The 17,214-nt window shown below is 59.4% G+C and carries 14 protein-coding genes; 10 read left to right on the top strand and 4 right to left on the bottom strand.

Annotated features, from left to right (window positions below; genetic code table 11):
• Positions 1 to 36: 36 nt before the first annotated feature.
• Positions 37 to 687 (bottom strand): GNAT family N-acetyltransferase, encoded by a 651-nt coding sequence (locus NL64_RS04095; protein WP_034146983.1) that lies wholly within the window; start codon positions 685 to 687, stop codon positions 37 to 39.
• Positions 688 to 1,003: 316 nt separating this feature from the next.
• On the opposite strand from NL64_RS04095, the gene xthA reads away from it, so the two are divergent.
• Complete coding sequence (gene xthA, locus NL64_RS04090) at positions 1,004 to 1,816, top strand: exodeoxyribonuclease III (protein WP_034146882.1); 813 nt, start codon at positions 1,004 to 1,006, stop codon at positions 1,814 to 1,816.
• Positions 1,817 to 1,969: 153 nt separating this feature from the next.
• Positions 1,970 to 3,310, top strand: coding sequence for a substrate-binding domain-containing protein (locus NL64_RS04085; protein WP_034146881.1), 1,341 nt, complete (start codon positions 1,970 to 1,972; stop codon positions 3,308 to 3,310).
• Positions 3,311 to 3,489: 179 nt separating this feature from the next.
• Here NL64_RS04085 and NL64_RS04080 read toward each other — a convergent pair whose 3' ends face one another.
• Complete coding sequence (locus NL64_RS04080; RefSeq protein WP_034146880.1) at positions 3,490 to 4,719, bottom strand: acyl-CoA dehydrogenase; 1,230 nt, start codon at positions 4,717 to 4,719, stop codon at positions 3,490 to 3,492.
• A gap of 165 nt (positions 4,720 to 4,884) precedes the next feature.
• Here NL64_RS04080 and NL64_RS04075 point away from each other — a divergent pair, with 165 nt between their 5' ends.
• The 3 genes from NL64_RS04075 to NL64_RS04065 all read left to right on the top strand — a co-directional run bounded on the left by NL64_RS04075 (position 4,885) and on the right by NL64_RS04065 (position 7,445).
• Positions 4,885 to 5,814, top strand: coding sequence for a LysR family transcriptional regulator (locus NL64_RS04075; protein ID WP_034146879.1), 930 nt, complete (start codon positions 4,885 to 4,887; stop codon positions 5,812 to 5,814).
• Between the two features lie 183 nt (positions 5,815 to 5,997).
• A complete protein-coding gene (locus tag NL64_RS04070; protein WP_007980992.1) occupies positions 5,998 to 6,399 on the top strand; it encodes a MerR family transcriptional regulator in 402 nt (133 codons plus the stop codon).
• 146 nt (positions 6,400 to 6,545) lie between these two features.
• On the top strand, positions 6,546 to 7,445 hold the full coding sequence (locus NL64_RS04065; protein WP_034146878.1) for a hydroxymethylglutaryl-CoA lyase: 900 nt from the start codon (positions 6,546 to 6,548) through the stop codon (positions 7,443 to 7,445).
• A gap of 656 nt (positions 7,446 to 8,101) precedes the next feature.
• Here NL64_RS04065 and NL64_RS04060 read toward each other — a convergent pair.
• Complete coding sequence (locus NL64_RS04060) at positions 8,102 to 9,796, bottom strand: AMP-binding protein (protein ID WP_034146877.1); 1,695 nt, start codon at positions 9,794 to 9,796, stop codon at positions 8,102 to 8,104.
• A 330-nt stretch (positions 9,797 to 10,126) separates the two neighbouring features.
• Between NL64_RS04060 and NL64_RS04055 the strand changes: the two genes are divergently transcribed.
• The 4 genes from NL64_RS04055 to NL64_RS04040 are packed head-to-tail and all read left to right on the top strand — an operon-like array spanning position 10,127 to position 15,695.
• Positions 10,127 to 11,290, top strand: a complete 1,164-nt coding sequence (locus tag NL64_RS04055) for an isovaleryl-CoA dehydrogenase (protein WP_034146876.1) — start codon at positions 10,127 to 10,129, stop codon at positions 11,288 to 11,290.
• A gap of 13 nt (positions 11,291 to 11,303) precedes the next feature.
• The gene (locus tag NL64_RS04050) at positions 11,304 to 12,911 is read left to right on the top strand and encodes a carboxyl transferase domain-containing protein (RefSeq protein ID WP_034146875.1); all 1,608 of its coding nucleotides are present in this window, start codon (positions 11,304 to 11,306) and stop codon (positions 12,909 to 12,911) included.
• Positions 12,912 to 12,924: 13 nt separating this feature from the next.
• The gene (locus tag NL64_RS04045; RefSeq protein WP_034146874.1) at positions 12,925 to 13,740 is read left to right on the top strand and encodes a gamma-carboxygeranoyl-CoA hydratase; all 816 of its coding nucleotides are present in this window, start codon (positions 12,925 to 12,927) and stop codon (positions 13,738 to 13,740) included.
• Entirely contained in the window at positions 13,740 to 15,695 is a 1,956-nt protein-coding gene (locus tag NL64_RS04040; RefSeq protein ID WP_034146873.1) for an acetyl/propionyl/methylcrotonyl-CoA carboxylase subunit alpha, read from the top strand. The genes NL64_RS04045 and NL64_RS04040 overlap by 1 nt, the downstream gene beginning before the upstream one ends.
• Positions 15,696 to 15,734: 39 nt before the next feature.
• On the opposite strand, the gene NL64_RS04035 is transcribed toward NL64_RS04040, so the two are convergent.
• The gene (locus NL64_RS04035; RefSeq protein WP_034146872.1) at positions 15,735 to 16,373 is read right to left on the bottom strand and encodes a LexA family protein; all 639 of its coding nucleotides are present in this window, start codon (positions 16,371 to 16,373) and stop codon (positions 15,735 to 15,737) included.
• A gap of 130 nt (positions 16,374 to 16,503) precedes the next feature.
• On the opposite strand from NL64_RS04035, the gene NL64_RS04030 reads away from it, so the two are divergent.
• Positions 16,504 to 16,845 carry a DUF6124 family protein gene (locus NL64_RS04030; RefSeq protein WP_034146871.1) on the top strand — a complete coding sequence of 114 codons (342 nt, stop codon included), beginning with the start codon at positions 16,504 to 16,506 and terminating at the stop codon, positions 16,843 to 16,845.
• Positions 16,846 to 17,214 lie beyond the last annotated feature (369 nt).

Genomic DNA, 17,214 nt, shown 5'->3' with positions numbered 1-17,214 from the left:
CGTGATAGAGCATGGCGCGCCCGGAAAGTTCGGCCTTTATGCCGATGCGGTTTGCAGCACCTGAGGATTGGCGTGAAAAAACACATGTTCGCGGATCGGTCCTACGGCGACCTCGCCGATTTCCTCGTAGCCCTGGCGCTTATAGAACTCCAGGTAACGCGGATTGCCTGTGTCGAGGATCACACCTTGAGAGGTTTCATCCACCGCGCACCAGTTATGCACCGCTTGAAGCAGTTGCTCGCCGAAATGTTTACCCTGGAATTGCGGATGAATGCCCAGCAACGGCAGCACATGCACCGCATCGGACGGCGAGCACGCCGCCACCGCATCGTGGTACTCGAGGTAACGACGCGTGCAGCGAAACCCGGTGCTGAGCACCATCCGCAAACGCCACGCCCAACTTTCGGTAATGCCCAAGCGACGTTGCGGCGGCGCGATCAGGGCGATGCCGATCAAGCGGTCGTTGACCAGCAGGCCGATGGCCGGCAAGTCCTGCAGAAAATGCTGTTTGACCAATTCACGCACGGTGGCGCGCACCCGCTGCTCATAGCCGGGACGTTCGGCTTCGAACAGGTAGCCGAACGTCGGCTCATGTCGGTAAGCCTGGTACAACAGCGAACGCGCTTCGCGGGAATAGCCGCTGTCGAGCATGTGGATATCGGCGATGGCGGTGGACGTTTCGGGCATGACGGTCATTCTCCCCGGCACAGCTCGGATGGCTGCGCTCTTATTGGTACGAGCCTTTGGGTGGCGACACAGTTCCCCCACAGGTATAGACCAGACTCGCGGATCAGTCAGTCAATATAAAAGTTGGCTGTACTGGCCTCATCGCGGGCAAGCCTGCTCCCACAGGATATTTGTTAAACGCGATACCTGTGGGAGCGGGCTTGCCCGCGATAGGGCCAGTTCTGTCGACGCCAAGCTGCGGTGAATTCCCCTACCCCAACACTGGCCCGATTCCTACAGGTCAGCTAGCATCGCCCTTTTGCCAGGACTGCCGACCATGAAGATTGTCTCCTTCAACATCAACGGGCTGCGCGCCCGTCCCCATCAGCTGGCGGCGCTGATCGAAAAACATCAGCCCGACGTGATCGGGTTGCAGGAAACCAAGGTCCACGACGACCAGTTCCCGCTCGACGAAGTCAGGGCCCTGGGCTACCACGTGTATTTCCACGGGCAAAAAGGTCACTACGGCGTCGCCCTGCTTTCGCGCCAGGAACCGCTGGCCTTGTACAAAGGCTTCGCCACCGATGAAGAAGACGCGCAACGTCGCTTCATCTGGGGCACATTCGCCGATGCCAACGGCATTCCGGTGACGATCATGAACGGTTACTTCCCACAGGGCGAAAGCCGCGACCACCCGACCAAGTTCCCGGCCAAGCAGCGTTTCTACAGCGACTTGCAGCAACTGCTGGAAACCCAGTTCAAAAATGATCAACCCGTTGTCGTCATGGGTGACGTGAATATTTCCCCGGAAGACTGCGACATCGGTATCGGCCCGGACAACATGAAGCGCTGGCTGAAAACCGGTAAATGCAGCTTCCTGCCGGAGGAGCGCGAGTGGATGGCGCGCTTGAAAAACTGGGGCCTGGTGGACAGTTTCCGTCACTTGAATCCGGAAGTGGCGGATGTCTTCAGCTGGTTCGACTACCGCAGTCGCGGTTTTGAAGACACACCCAAGCGTGGGCTGCGCATCGACGTGATCCTGGCGTCCCACGGCTTGTTGCCACGGGTTAAAGCGGCGGGCGTCGACTACGAACTGCGCGGGATGGAAAAGCCCTCCGATCATGCGCCGATCTGGCTTGAATTGAGCTAAAAAGCAGAAGATCGCAGCCTTCGGCAGCTCCTACAGGAAAACGGGATTCCCACTGTAGGAGCTGCCGTAGGCTGCGATCTTTTGACTGTCATCTTTTGGAAACCTTACTGACTTAATCTCCCGGCACCTCTTTTAGCCATTTAAGGTGCCGGCATGACGCTGCGCGTGTTGTTCCTGTTAATGATGTGCAACTGGCTGCCACTGACGGCATCGGCCAGCGACTTGCCGATGCCCGAACGAGGCCCGGTGCTGCGCATCCAGGGCTCCAACACCATAGGCGCGGCACTCGGCCCGGCACTGGTCGAGGGGATGTTGCGCGAACAGGGCCTGATCAAGGTGCACAGCGAAGCACCGGACAAGGCCAACGAACTGCGGATCGTCGGCGAAACCGTTCAGGGACGCCGGATCGAGGTGGAACTCGCGGCCCACGGTTCCAGCACCGGTTTTACTGCGCTGAAATCCGCCACGGCTGATCTCGCCGCTTCGTCGCGCCCGATCAAAGACAAAGAGCTGGTTGATCTCGAATCGCTGGGCGACTTGAAAAGCGCCAGCGCCGAACAGGTCATTGCCATCGACGGACTGGCGATCATCCTTCATCCGGACAATCCGCTGCATCAACTCGACACCGTGCAACTGGCGCGGATTTTCAGCGGTGAAGTCAAAACCTGGGAAGAACTCGGCGGCAGCGGTGGGACAATTCATCTGTATGCGCGGGATGATCAGTCCGGTACGTACGACACGTTCAAGGAATTGGTCCTCATCGGTCGTGGGAAAAGTCTGAGCAGTGCCACGCGACGCTTTGAATCCAGCGAGCAATTGTCCGACGCAGTCAGCCGTGACCCGCAAGGTATCGGCTTCATTGGCCTGCCCTACGTGCGTTCAGCCAAAGCCGTGGCGATTGTCGACGGTCAATCGCAAGCCATGCTGCCCCTCAACAGCCTGATCGCCACGGAAGACTACCCACTTTCCCGGCGATTGTTCTTTTACTTGCCGCCTAACGGGAAAAATCCCTGGGCCCAAGCGCTGGTAGCCTTCGCCCAAAGTCGCCAGGGCCAGGCGATTGTGGCCGCCAACGGATTTATCGCCCAGACCGTGCAGGCCATGGCCGTCATTCCGAATGCGTTGATGCCCGAGGGTTATCAGGGACTCAGCCGCCACGCCCAGCGTTTGTCGGTGAATTTCCGCTTCGAAGAAGGCAGCGCCAGCCTGGACAACAAGGCTCGCCAGGACCTGTCACGTGTCCTCGACTATATAAAGCAGAACGACAAAAGCGATCGGCAGGTAACACTGGTGGGATTCGGAGATGCCAAGAGCGACCCCGCACGGGCTGATCTGCTGTCGAAACTGCGGGCCATGGCGGTGCGGCGGGAATTGGTGAAGAGCGGCGTGGTGTTGCGCGAGGTTCGCGGCTTCGGCGCAGAGATGCCGGTGGCGGCCAATAGCGCGGATGAGGGGCGGATCAAGAACCGGCGGGTTGAGGTTTGGGTTTATTGAATTGAAATACTGAACAATGTGGCGAGGGAGCTTGCTCCCGCTCGGCTGCGCAGCAGTCGTAAATCAAACAACCCGGTACACCTGAACCAAACGGGTTGCCAATCTGGGGCCGCTTCGCGACCCAGCGGGAGCAAGCTCCCTCGCCACAAGTATTCACTCAACAAAAAAGATGCGGGGCCTTACTGCCCGCTACGCATCATTTCTTTCGGCACGTACTTGCCGATTTCGAACTTGCCGATCGCCGCGCGGTGTACTTCGTCCGGGCCGTCAGCGAGGCGCAGAGTGCGCTGCATTGCGTACATATAGGCCAGCGGGAAATCGTTGGAAACCCCTGCCCCGCCGTGCATCTGGATCGCCCGGTCGATCACTCGCAACGCCACGTTCGGCGCCACAACCTTGATCTGCGCGATTTCGCTCTTCGCCACTTTGTTACCGACGGTGTCCATCATGTACGCCGCTTTCAACGTCAGCAGGCGGGCCATGTCGATTTCCATCCGCGAGTCGGCGATCTTGTCGATGTTGCCGCCCAAACGCGCCAAGGGTTTACCGAACGCCGTGCGGTTCACCGAGCGTTTGCACATCAGCTCCAGCGCACGCTCGGCCATGCCGATCGAACGCATGCAGTGGTGAATCCGGCCTGGGCCGAGGCGACCTTGAGCGATTTCGAAGCCGCGCCCTTCACCCAGCAGGACGTTTTCGTACGGCACCCGCACGTTTTCAAACAGCACTTCGGCATGACCGTGTGGCGCGTCGTCGTAACCGAACACCGGCAGCGGACGCAGGATCTTCACACCGGGGGTATCGACCGGCACCAGGATCATCGAGTGCTGTGCGTGGCGCGGCGCGTCGGGGTTGCTCAAACCCATGAAGATCAGGATTTTGCAGCGCGGATCGCAAGCACCTGAAGTCCACCACTTCTTGCCGTTGATCACCCACTCGTCACCATCGCGCACCGCACGGGCGGCCATGTTGGTGGCGTCGGAGGACGCAACGTCCGGCTCGGTCATGGCGAACGCCGAGCGGATCTCGCCGCGCAGCAGCGGTTCGAGCCAGCGTTGTTTCTGTTCTTCGTTGGCGTAGCGCACCAGCACTTCCATGTTGCCGGTATCGGGCGCCGAGCAGTTGAACGGCTCGGGGCCGAGCAGCGAGCGGCCCATGATTTCCGCAAGAGGCGCGTATTCGAGGTTGGTCAGGCCGGCGCCGAGCTCGGACTCAGGCAGAAACAAATTCCACAGGCCTTCGGCCTTGGCCTTGAGTTTGAGTTCTTCCATGATCGCGGTCGGCTGCCAGCGATCGCCCTCGGCGACCTGGCGTTCGAACACGGCTTCAGCGGGATAAACGTAGGTGTCCATGAACGCAGTCACGCGCTCACGCAGTTCTTGCACCTTGGGCGAATAAGCGAAATCCATGGGCAGCTCTACCTTTTTAACGGGGTTCAGAGGAGTTGTTCAGGTCATGCAATCGATGCTAGAACAGCTACGAAAATTTACCTAGCCTATTCTCGGCGTGTATTAACATTCATCACCGATATATGATCGACTGATCGAGCCCACCTAAAACAAGAGTGCAGCGCAATGAATCTGAGCAAGGTCGACCTCAACCTTTTCATCGTCTTCGACGCGATCTACACCGAGGCCAACCTGACCCGCGCCGGGCAGATTGTTGGCATCACCCAACCGGCGGTATCGAATGCGCTGGCCCGCCTGCGCGAGACTTTCAACGACCCTTTGTTCGTGCGCACCGCCCAAGGCATGGTGCCAACGCCCATGGCCCAGAACATCATCGGCCCGGTACGTAACGCGCTTTCGCTGTTGCGCGTATCCGTGCAGGAAAGCCGCATTTTCAACCCGCTGCGGGCGGTCAAGACGTATCGCATCAGCATGACCGACCTCACTGAAGCGGTGATTTTGCCGCCGCTGTTCCAGCGCCTGCGCCGCCTCGCGCCGACGGTGATCATCGAGAGTTTCCTGTCCAAGCGCCGCGAGACCACCAAGGAACTGGCGGCCGGCCGCCTCGATTTCGCGGTGGATGCGCCGCTCAACACCGACCCGCAAGTGCGCCACGTCAAGTTGATGGAAGACCGCTACGTGTGCGCCATGCGTAAAGGTCATCCACTGGCCGGCAAGGAAAAACTCACCCTCGATGACTATCTGGGCATGACCCACATTCATATCTCCAGCCGCCGCAGCGGTTTGGGTCATGTCGACCTGGCTCTGGGCAAGATGGGTATCCAGCGCAAGATCGCGCTGCGCTCGCAGCATTACCTGATGGCGTCGCAAGTGTTGCAGCAGACCGACATGGTCATGACCGTGCCGGAACGCTTCGCCCGCCGTAACGATCTGCATTCGTTCAGCCTGCCGGTCAACGACGTGCCGCCGGTGGAAACCCACCTTTACTGGCACGAAAGCACCGACCAGGACCCGGCCAATCGCTGGATGCGCGAGCAGATGATCGAGTTGTGCCAGCAGGTGACGGCGCATGAAAAGAAGCTCGATAAGGCGTAAGGCCTGTAGGAGCCGGCTTGCTGGCGATGGCGGCGCATCAATTAACATCGATGCCACCTGACCGAACGCAATCGCCAGCAAGCCGGCTACTTTGGGGATCCTATGGCTCACGCAACCGACGCCCCTTGACGTAAACGTCAACCTGCCATTAGCTTAGCGCCATGACCTATTGCGAGCGCTTCCATGAGCAGCCAGACCTACAGCATTTCCGATCTCGCCCGCGAGCTCGACATCACCACCCGGGCCATTCGCTTCTATGAAGAGCAAGGCTTGCTCAGCCCCGAACGGCGTGGTCAGGAGCGCATCTACTCTCCCCGTGACAAGGTCAGCCTGAAGCTGATCCTGCGGGGCAAGCGTATCGGCTTTTCCCTGGCTGAATGCCGCGAACTGATCGAGCTTTACGATCCTTCCAGCGGTAACACCAAGCAACTGCACAGCATGCTGGCGAAAATCAGCGAGCGCCGGGAACAGCTGGAACAACAGCTGCTGGACATCGAACAGATGAAGCTGGAACTGGATACCGCCGAAGAGCGCTGTGTACAGGCCTTGGAACAAACACTCAAGAGCCAGGAATCGATTCAGTAGACCCACACAATTCCCTGTGGGAGCGGGCTTGCCCGCGATGAGGGCATGACATTCAACATTGATGGCTACTGACCCGCCGCCATCGCGAGCAAGCTCGCTCCCACAGGGTTTCTCAGCATTCAGACAATCAGCACAGGTCGAATCCCATGCCCCTTCCCTCCCACGTACGCCTTGTCGAAGTCGGCCCGCGCGACGGTCTGCAAAACGAAGCCCAGCCCATCAGTGTTACCGACAAGGTGCAACTGGTGGACGCCCTCACGGCCGCGGGCCTCAGCTATATAGAAGTCGGCAGTTTCGTTTCGCCCAAGTGGGTGCCACAGATGGCCGGTTCCGCCGAAGTTTTCGCACAGATCCAGCGTAAACCGGGCGTCACCTATGGTGCCCTCGCCCCCAACCTGCGCGGTTTTGAAGATGCCTTGGCCAGTGGCGTGAAAGAGGTCGCAGTGTTCGCGGCGGCGTCCGAAGCGTTTTCCCAACGCAACATCAATTGTTCGATCAGCGAAAGCCTGGAGCGCTTCGTACCGATCATGGACGCCGCCAAACAGCATGGCGTCAGCGTGCGCGGTTACGTGTCCTGTGTGCTGGGCTGCCCCTATGAAGGTAACGTCGCACCGGAGCAAGTCGCCCACGTTGCCCGCGAGCTATACGCCATGGGCTGCTACGAAGTATCGCTGGGTGACACCATCGGCACCGGCACCGCTGGCGCGACCCGCAAAATGTTCGAGGTGGTCTCGGCCGTCGTACCTCGGGACAAACTGGCCGGACACTTCCACGACACCTACGGCCAGGCCATGGCCAACATTTACGCCAGCCTGCTGGAAGGCATTTCGGTGTTCGACAGCTCCATCGCCGGCCTCGGCGGCTGCCCTTACGCCAAGGGCGCCAGCGGTAACGTTGCCACCGAGGACGTGGTTTACCTGCTCAATGGCCTCGGGATCGAAACCGGAATCGACCTGGATGCGTTGATCCTGGCCGGGCAGCAGATTTGTGCCGTGCTGGGTCGCCCGACCGGTTCCCGCGTGGCCAAGGCCTGCAGCGCACACTGAAGTGGGGGGATGTGTCCGGGTGTTACCGCCACATCCGGAATGTGGGGCGAAAGCGAGTAACACGGAAACAAATTGTCTGGTTCTGACTGAAGGAAAAATCCCACAAATTCACAAGTAGTTGATTTTAAAGGCTTTTAAAAAGTTGGCACAGCTTCTGCTATATCTATCGCACAACAAGAATAAAAAAATTGCGGCAACCCTAATAAAAACAAGACGTAACGACTCTGACATAACAAAAACAACACGGCAGAGACGCAGCTAACAGATTTTTTTGGAGAAGATGTGCTTTTCAGGGTGCTTTTCGGAGTTACCCGCAACCGGGCAGAGAATAATAAAACTACCTTCAGGTAGCTCCCGAACTGGTTGGATCGCTCAGCGAGAAAGTAGGTCAGCGCTCAAAAAAATACGTTTGCTCTTGATCCCGGATGGGGATCGACAAAAACAGCGGTAAAGGGTCAACGGTCACCAAAAACAAAAACAGACCGCCCCTCAATAATAAAAAAAGAGCACGCGCAACGAAAATTAAAGGGGAGCTTCGGCTCCCCTTTGTGCTGTCTGCGATTTGCAATTCCTGCCGCTGCAGGAGCTGCTAGCGATGAACGATGACGCGGCCTGCTTGATAGACCGCGGCGCCTGCATCGCCAGCAAGCCGGCTCCTACAGCTTCGCTTTGAGCTCCTCGACGCTGATCTCACGCATCCGGAACTTCTGGATCTTGCCGGTCACGGTCATCGGAAACTCATCAACGAACTTAAAGTAACGCGGCGTCTTGAAGTGCGCGATGCGCTCCTTGCACCAGGCTTGCAGTTCTTGCTCGGTGGCGCTGTGGCCCGGATGGAATTTGATCCAGGCAACAATCTCTTCGCCATAGCGCGAGCAAGGAATGCCGATCACCTGCACATCCGCAACCGCCGGATGAGTGAAGAAAAACTCTTCCAGCTCCCGTGGATAAACGTTCTCGCCGCCACGGATGATCATGTCCTTGTTACGCCCGGCAATGCATACGTAACCCTCGTCATTCATACTCGCCAGGTCGCCGGTGTGCATCCAGCCCGCCTGGTCGATGGCTTCCGCGGTGCCTTGCGGATTGTTCCAGTAGCCGAGCATCACGCTATAGCCCCGAGTACACAGCTCGCCGATGGTGCCGCGCAGCACCAGATTGCCCGCCTCGTCGATGATTTTGCTTTCCAGTTGCGGCTGAGTGCGGCCGACCGTGGTAACACGCAGTTCCGGGTCGTCTGACGGACCGGTCTGCAATGACACCGGGCTGGTTTCCGTCATGCCGTAGGCAATCTGCACTTCGCTCATGTGCATTTCACTGATGACCCGTCGCATCACTTCGATAGGGCACGTCGCCCCCGCCATTATTCCGGTGCGCAGGCTCGACAGATCGAATTCGGCACGCTGCGGCTGATCGAGCATGGCGATGAACATGGTCGGCACGCCGTACAACGCGGAGGCCTTTTCTTCGGCGACAGTGCTCAGGGTCAGCAACGGATCGAAGGCATCGTTGGGGTAAATCATGGTGCTGCCGTGGGTGATGCAGCCGAGGTTGCCCATGACCATGCCAAAGCAGTGATAGAGCGGCACTGGTATCACCAGGCGATCTTTGGCGGTCAAGCCGAGGCTTTCGCCGACCATGTAGCCGTTGTTGAGAATATTGTAATGACTGAGGGTCGCGCCCTTGGGAAAACCGGTAGTGCCGGAGGTGTACTGAATGTTCACCGCTTGATCGAAATGCAGGCTGTCCTGGCGCTCGCGCAATTGCTCGACCGACACACTGCCCGCCAGATCAGCCAGTTGCGACCACGGCAGGAAACCGACGGGTGGCTGCGCGTCAAGACTGATGACGCCGCGCAACTCCGGCAGGCGTTCGCTCTGCAACTTTCCGATAGATTGATCCGCCAGTTCCGGCACCAGGCCTTGCAGCATCGCGTGATAATCAGAGGTTTTGAAGGCCCCGGCGCAGACCAGCCACTGGCAGCCGGATTGCTTCAACACGTATTCGAGTTCGGAACTGCGATAGGCGGGGTTGATGTTGACCAGAATCACACCGATTTTCGCGGTGGCAATCTGTGTAATGCACCACTGTGCGCAATTTGGAGCCCAAATGCCGAGACGGTCACCAGCCTGCAAGCCCAGCGCCAGCAGTGCCCTGGCCTGCACGTTCGCCGCCTCCGCCAATTGCCGCCAGGTGTAGCGCAGCTGTTGATGGCGCACGACCAGCGCCTCTCCGTCCGGGTACTGCGCGGCAGTTTTATCAAACGCCTGGCCGATGGTCATCGCCAGCAAGGCTTTGTCCTGGGAACCGCGGGTATAACTGCGATGCGAGCTTGCACTGGGTTGATCCATGACGACCCCTATTGTCTTTATTATCGGAGCGCGGCTTTTTTGTGGCGAGGGAGCTTGCTCCCGCTCGGCTGCGTAGCAGTCGTGAAATCTGCGATCCGGTGCTGATGACACACCTTGCGTGCTGATTTGCGACCGCTTCGCGCTTCGAGCGGGAGCAAGCTCCCTCGCCACAGAGTGCGACGCTAGTCTGTAAGAACGCCTCTACTCTCGCTCAAGTTGACGTTAACGTAAAGGGTGATTGACAGCCATTCGTCACAGGCTTACGTTAACGTAAAGGTGAGAGCCGAATCACTGCCCTCCCCACCCTACAAAAAAGCCAAAAGGTGTCCCATGAGCTACCCATCCCTGAACTTTGCCCTCGGTGAAACCATCGACATGCTGCGCGATCAGGTTCAGTCCTTCGTCGCCAAAGAGATCGCCCCGCGCGCGGCTCAGATCGACATCGACAACCTGTTCCCCGCTGACTTGTGGCGCAAATTCGGCGACATGGGCCTGCTGGGCATTACCGTGTCGGAAGAGTACGGCGGTGCCGGCCTGGGTTACCTGGCGCACGTGGTAGCGATGGAAGAAATCAGCCGCGGCTCTGCCTCTGTGGCCCTGTCCTACGGCGCGCACTCCAACCTCTGCGTCAACCAGATCAACCGCAATGGCAATCACGAACAAAAATCCAAATACCTGCCGAAGCTGATCAGCGGCGAGCACATCGGCGCGCTGGCGATGAGCGAACCGAATGCCGGTTCCGACGTGGTGTCGATGAAACTGCGCGCCGACAAACGCGGCGACAAGTACGTGCTCAACGGCAGCAAGACCTGGATCACCAACGGCCCGGACGCCAACACCTACGTGATCTACGCCAAGACCGACCTGGAAAAAGGCCCCCACGGCATCACCGCCTTCATCGTCGAGCGTGACTGGAAAGGCTTCAGCCGCAGCAACAAGTTCGACAAGCTCGGCATGCGCGGTTCCAACACCTGCGAGCTGTTCTTCGATGACGTCGAAGTGCCGGAAGAAAACATCCTAGGCGTGCTCAACGGCGGCGTGAAAGTGCTGATGAGCGGCCTCGACTACGAGCGCGTCGTGCTGTCGGGTGGCCCGACCGGGATCATGCAGGCCTGCATGGACTTGATCGTTCCTTATATCCACGACCGCAAGCAGTTCGGCCAAAGCATCGGCGAGTTCCAGCTGATCCAAGGCAAGGTCGCTGACATGTACACCCAACTCAACGCCAGCCGCGCCTACCTGTACGCGGTGGCCCAGGCTTGCGAACGCGGCGAAACCACGCGCAAGGACGCTGCCGGCGTGATCCTCTATAGCGCCGAACGCGCCACGCAGATGGCCCTCGACGCGATCCAGATTCTCGGCGGTAACGGTTACATCAATGAATTTCCGGCGGGCCGCCTGTTGCGTGACGCCAAGCTGTACGAAATCGGCGCGGGCACCAGTGAGATCCGTCGCATGCTGATCGGTCGTGAACTGTTCAACGAAACCCGCTAAAACGGAGCTGTCCATGGCTATCCTGCATACCCAGCTCAACCCCCGTTCGGCGGAGTTCGCCGCCAATAGCGCGGCGATGCTCAAACAGGTCGACGCGCTGCACACCCTGCTCGCCCAAGTCGCGCAAGGTGGTGGGCAGAAGGCTCAAGAGCGCCACACCTCTCGCGGAAAGCTGCTGCCGCGCGAGCGCATCAATCGTCTGCTCGATCCGGGTTCGCCGTTTCTGGAAATCAGCCAACTGGCGGCCTACGAGGTGTACGGCGAAGACGTTCCCGCCGCTGGCGTGATTGCCGGGATCGGCCGTGTCGAAGGCGTCGAATGCATGATCGTCGCCAACGATGCCACGGTAAAAGGTGGTTCCTACTACCCGCTGACCGTGAAAAAACACCTGCGCGCGCAGACCATCGCTCAGCAGAATCGCCTGCCGTGTATCTATCTGGTGGATTCCGGCGGCGCCAACCTGCCGCGTCAGGATGAGGTGTTCCCGGACCGCGAGCACTTCGGCCGGATCTTCTTCAACCAGGCCAACATGAGCGCCATGGGCATTCCGCAGATTGCGGTGGTCATGGGTTCCTGCACGGCCGGTGGCGCCTACGTGCCGGCCATGGCCGACGAAGCGATCATGGTGCGCGAGCAAGCGACGATTTTCCTCGCCGGCCCACCGCTGGTGAAAGCCGCGACCGGTGAAGTGGTCAGCGCTGAAGACCTTGGCGGGGCCGATGTGCACTGCAAGATTTCCGGGGTGGCCGACCATTACGCCGAGAGCGATGAACACGCCTTGGCCATCGCCCGCCGCAGCGTAGCGAACCTCAACTGGCGCAAGCTCGGTGAAGTACAGCAACGCCGGCCGATCGCCCCGCTCTATAGCAGCGACGAGTTGTACGGCGTGGTGTCGGCCGATGCCAAGCAGCCGTTCGACGTGCGCGAAGTGATTGCGCGGCTGGTGGACGGTTCGGTGTTCGACGAATTCAAGGCGCTTTTCGGGACGACGCTGGTGTGCGGTTTTGCGCACCTGCACGGCTACCCGATCGCGATCCTGGCCAACAACGGCATCCTCTTCGCCGAAGCCGCGCAGAAAGGCGCGCACTTTATCGAGCTGGCTTGTCAGCGGGGCATTCCGTTGTTGTTCCTGCAAAACATCACCGGTTTCATGGTTGGCCAGAAATACGAGGCCGGCGGCATCGCCAAGCACGGCGCGAAACTGGTGACGGCGGTGGCATGCGCCAAGGTGCCGAAATTCACAGTGATCATCGGTGGCAGTTTCGGCGCCGGTAACTATGGGATGTGCGGTCGCGCTTACGATCCACGTTTCCTGTGGATGTGGCCGAATGCGCGCATCGGAGTGATGGGCGCCGAACAGGCGGCCGGCGTGCTGGTGCAGGTCAAGCGTGAACAGGCCGAGCGCAGTGGTCAGGGTTTCAGTGCCGAGCAGGAAGCGGAGATCAAGCAACCGATCCTCGACCAATACGAAGAACAGGGCCACCCCTATTATTCCAGCGCGCGCTTGTGGGACGACGGCGTCATCGACCCGGCCCAGACCCGCGATGTCCTGGGCCTGGCCTTGTCGGCGTCGTTGAATGCGCCAATCGAACCGAGCCGCTTCGGCGTGTTCCGGATGTGATCGGGAGAAAAACATGAGCGACTTCAACACCCTCGAACTGCTGACCGACCCCCGTGGTTTCGCCACGCTGTGGCTCAGCCGCGAAGAAAAGAACAACGCCTTCAACGCAGAAATGATCCGCGAACTGATCCTCGCCTTGGACAAAGTCGCGAGCGATGCCAGCCTGCGCTTCCTGATCGTGCGTGGCCGTGGCAAGCATTTCAGCGCCGGCGCCGACCTCGCCTGGATGCAGCAATCGGCCGAACTTGATTACCACACCAACCTCGACGACGCCCGGGAACTGGCGGAGTTGATGTACAACCTGGCCAAGCTGAAAGTGCCGACCCTGGCGGTGGTGCAAGGGGCAGCCTTTGGCGGCGCGTTGGGCCTGATCAGTTGCTGTGACATGGCGATCGGCGCCGATGACGCGCAATTCTGCCTGTCGGAAGTGCGCATCGGCCTGGCACCGGCGGTGATCAGTCCGTTCGTGGTGCAGGCCATCGGCGAACGCGCCACGCGGCGCTACGCCTTGACCGCTGAACGCTTCGGTGGGCAACGGGCGCGGGAACTCGGTTTGCTGTCGGAGAGCTATCCGATTGCCGAACTGGAGCAGAAAGTCGATCAATGGGTCGACAACCTGCTGCTCAACAGCCCCGCTGCCATGCGCGCCAGCAAGGACTTGCTGCGTGAAGTCGGCGACGGCTCACTGACCCCGGCGCTGCGCCGCTACACCGAAAACGCCATCGCCCGTATCCGCGTCAGCCCCGAAGGCCAGGAAGGCCTGCGCGCCTTTCTGCAAAAGCGCCCGCCGAGCTGGCAAGCCGAAACGACCACCAAGGAGCCGCGTTGATGAGCGCACCTGTTATCACTTCCCTGCTGGTGGCCAACCGTGGCGAAATCGCTTGCCGGGTGATGCGTACCGCGAAAGCCTTGGGGCTGACCACCGTCGCCGTGCACAGCGCCACCGACCGTAATGCCCGCCACAGCCGCGAAGCCGACATTCGTGTCGACCTCGGTGGTAGCAAAGCCGCCGACAGTTATCTGCAAATCGACAAATTGATCACCGCCGCCAAGGCCAGCGGCGCCCAGGGGATTCATCCGGGTTATGGCTTTTTGTCGGAGAACGCCGGGTTCGCCCGCGCGATCGAAGCGGCCGGCCTGATTTTCCTCGGCCCACCCGCCTCGGCCATTGATGCCATGGGCAGCAAATCCGCGGCCAAAGCCTTGATGGAAACCGCCGGTGTGCCGCTGGTGCCGGGTTATCACGGCGAAGCTCAAGACCTCGATACCTTCCGCGATGCCTGCGAGCGCATCGGCTATCCGGTACTGCTCAAAGCCACGGCGGGTGGCGGCGGCAAAGGCATGAAAGTGGTCGAGGACGTCAGCCAACTGGCCGAAGCCCTGGCCTCGGCCCAACGTGAAGCGCAATCGTCGTTCGGCGATTCGCGGATGTTGGTGGAGAAATACCTGCTGAAACCGCGTCACGTGGAAATCCAGGTGTTCGCTGATCAGCATGGCAATTGCCTGTACCTCAACGAACGGGACTGCTCGATTCAACGCCGACACCAGAAAGTCGTTGAAGAAGCGCCTGCGCCGGGCCTGAGCCCGGAACTGCGCCGTGCCATGGGTGAGGCCGCTGTGCGTTCGGCGCAAGCCATCGGTTACGTCGGCGCAGGCACCGTAGAGTTTCTGCTGGATGCGCGCGGCGAGTTCTTCTTCATGGAGATGAACACGCGCCTGCAAGTCGAGCACCCAGTCACCGAAGCCATCACCGGCCTCGACCTGGTGGCCTGGCAGATTCGTGTGGCGCGGGGTGAAGCGTTGCCGATGACTCAGGATCAGGTTCCGCTGAACGGTCACGCGATCGAAGTGCGGTTGTACGCCGAAGACCCGGGCAATGATTTCCTGCCGGCTACCGGGCGCCTGGAGTTGTATCGCGAATCGGCCGAAGGTCCGGGGCGTCGAGTCGACAGCGGCGTTGAGGAAGGCGATGAAATCTCGCCGTTCTACGACCCGATGCTCGGCAAGTTGATTGCCTGGGGCGAGGATCGCGAACAGGCGCGCCTGCGCCTGCTGAGCATGCTCGACGAGTTTGCGATTGGCGGGCTCAAGACCAACATCAACTTCCTGCGCCGGATCATCGGCCATCCGGCGTTTGCTGCGGCGGAGCTGGATACCGGGTTCATTCCGCGTTATCAGGACCAGTTGTTACCGCAATCTGCGGCGCTCAGCGATGAGTTCTGGCAGGCCGCCGGCCAGGCGTTTTCCCAGAGCCAATCTCGTACTCCGCGCGCCGATGACCCGAGTTCGCCCTGGGCCAACAACAACGGTTTCCGCGCAGGGTTGCCGACAGAGATCACCTTGCACTTGAGCTGCGAAGGCCAGGATCGCGCGTTGACGTTGGGCGCCGTTAAATCCGGTACGGCACAACTCAAAGGCGAGCACTTGCTGATCGAGCACGATGGCATTCGTCGTCAGCATCGGGTGATCCGCCATGGCGACTTTGTGTATTTGCAATGGGACGGGGAACTGCGCCGCATCGAGTCCTACGATCCGATCAGCGCCGTTGAAGCCAGTCACAGCCATCACGGCGGACTGACCGCGCCCATGAACGGCAGCATCGTGCGCGTACTGGTGGAGGCCGGGCAAACGGTCGAAGCCGGGGCGCAATTGGTGGTGCTGGAAGCGATGAAGATGGAGCACAGCATTCGTGCGCCACACGCTGGGGTGATCAAGGCGCTGTATTGCCAGGAAGGCGAGATGGTCAGCGAAGGCAGTGCGCTGGTTGAGTTGGAAGAAGCGTGAAATGAAGATCGGTCCTACGCGTTGCGAGGACCGATCTGATTAGAATTTGGCTGTCGCCTGAACCACCACGCCGATAATTCGGCACTCTTGGGTGTAAAGAGCTTTCGGATACGTCGGATTGAGCGGAACCAGGTAACGCTGCCCGCCCTCTTCGATCAGCTTGCGAAAGATCGCCTCGCTACTGTCTGGCCATTGCGCGATAACCAGTTTGCCTGGCAGCGCTTCCACGTCCGGATCCACCAGAATCAACATGCCCTCGCCAATGCTGAGGCCACTGGGGGCGCTCATCGCATCGCCCACCACCGTCAACCAGAACGCCGCGCCTCGGGCGTGGTAGTCCGATAATTCGAAACGATACTGCGCCGCGTCTCCATCACGCACTTCAGCCGTCTCGCGCCAGTCGCTGACCGGGTAGCGGAAGTACGGGTTGTACTTGTGTGTCAGGCAAATGCCGTCGTCCTGTGAGTCAGCCGGTTCCCTGATCACCAGCGCCACTTCGAGAAACTCCAGGCCCAGCGCCTGCAAGACACGATTCATGTCATCGAGCCCGGGCTGACGGCGTTTGTTCAGCCAATGGCCGACCCCACCCTGGGACATCCCGAGGCGCTCGGCGAGTATTTCCTGAGTGACTTTGAGTTCACTCATCTTGGCCTTGACCAATTCAATCCATTTATCCATGTGCGGCACGATACGTGGCAGTCTCCGGCCATCAAAACACAAATTGTAGTATTTAAATTATGGTCACAAATACAGATCGTACTAGGATGAATTCACGGATCTGAATCTATCACGGAGCTTTGCCATCACCATGACCCAACCCGCCAACGACCTGCCTGACCTGCAAATCGACACCTCTCTTACCTCACCCCAGGGCTCTGCAGCAGCCCAGCGAGCACTGGACTACTACTTGAAACCAGCTGTTTCAGGGGAAGGGACCGATGAACGTTTCTTTGACGTGAACCGCAACATCAGCAGCGAAGAAGCGCTGGTGCATGCGTCGGATCTGTTGCGTTGCGCAGCAGCCACGGCGTACGAGTCAGCCAATCACTTGCAGGGTTCCAATCGGGACTTGGCGTTTTCGGCGGTTCATATGATCGACATGGCCAAAGCCATGGTAGACCGGTCCCTGGAGGGACATCAGAACGGTTGAAGCGAACACAATCAGAGGGAGGACTGGAAAGAGTTTTCCAATCGCGCAGATAAAATCATTTGACTTGTAAACGAGAATGATTATTATTGCATCAGCTGGTCGCGAGATCAGTCGATGGACCAAGGGACCTTAGGTCGGCCTCTTGGACTATCTCCTCATCAGGCTAATCACGGTTTTTGACCCGGCTTTTTGCCGGGTCTTTTTTTGCCAGTTTTCTGGCTTATGGCTTCAGGCTAATGAAGTCTTTGGGTGTCGCAAATTCGATGGCGCGGATGATATCAAAAGAATATTTGTTGGCAAGAGAAGCCCGGCATCATTGGGCCAAACTAACGACAAATAGCACTTGAGAATCAATCGCATAGTCTCTAA

Source organism: Pseudomonas fluorescens, assembly GCF_000802965.1.
GTDB classification, from domain to species: domain Bacteria; phylum Pseudomonadota; class Gammaproteobacteria; order Pseudomonadales; family Pseudomonadaceae; genus Aquipseudomonas; species Aquipseudomonas fluorescens_A.
The sequence above is the reverse complement of the archived record's forward strand: the minus strand, read 5'-3'. Positions and strand labels throughout refer to the sequence as shown.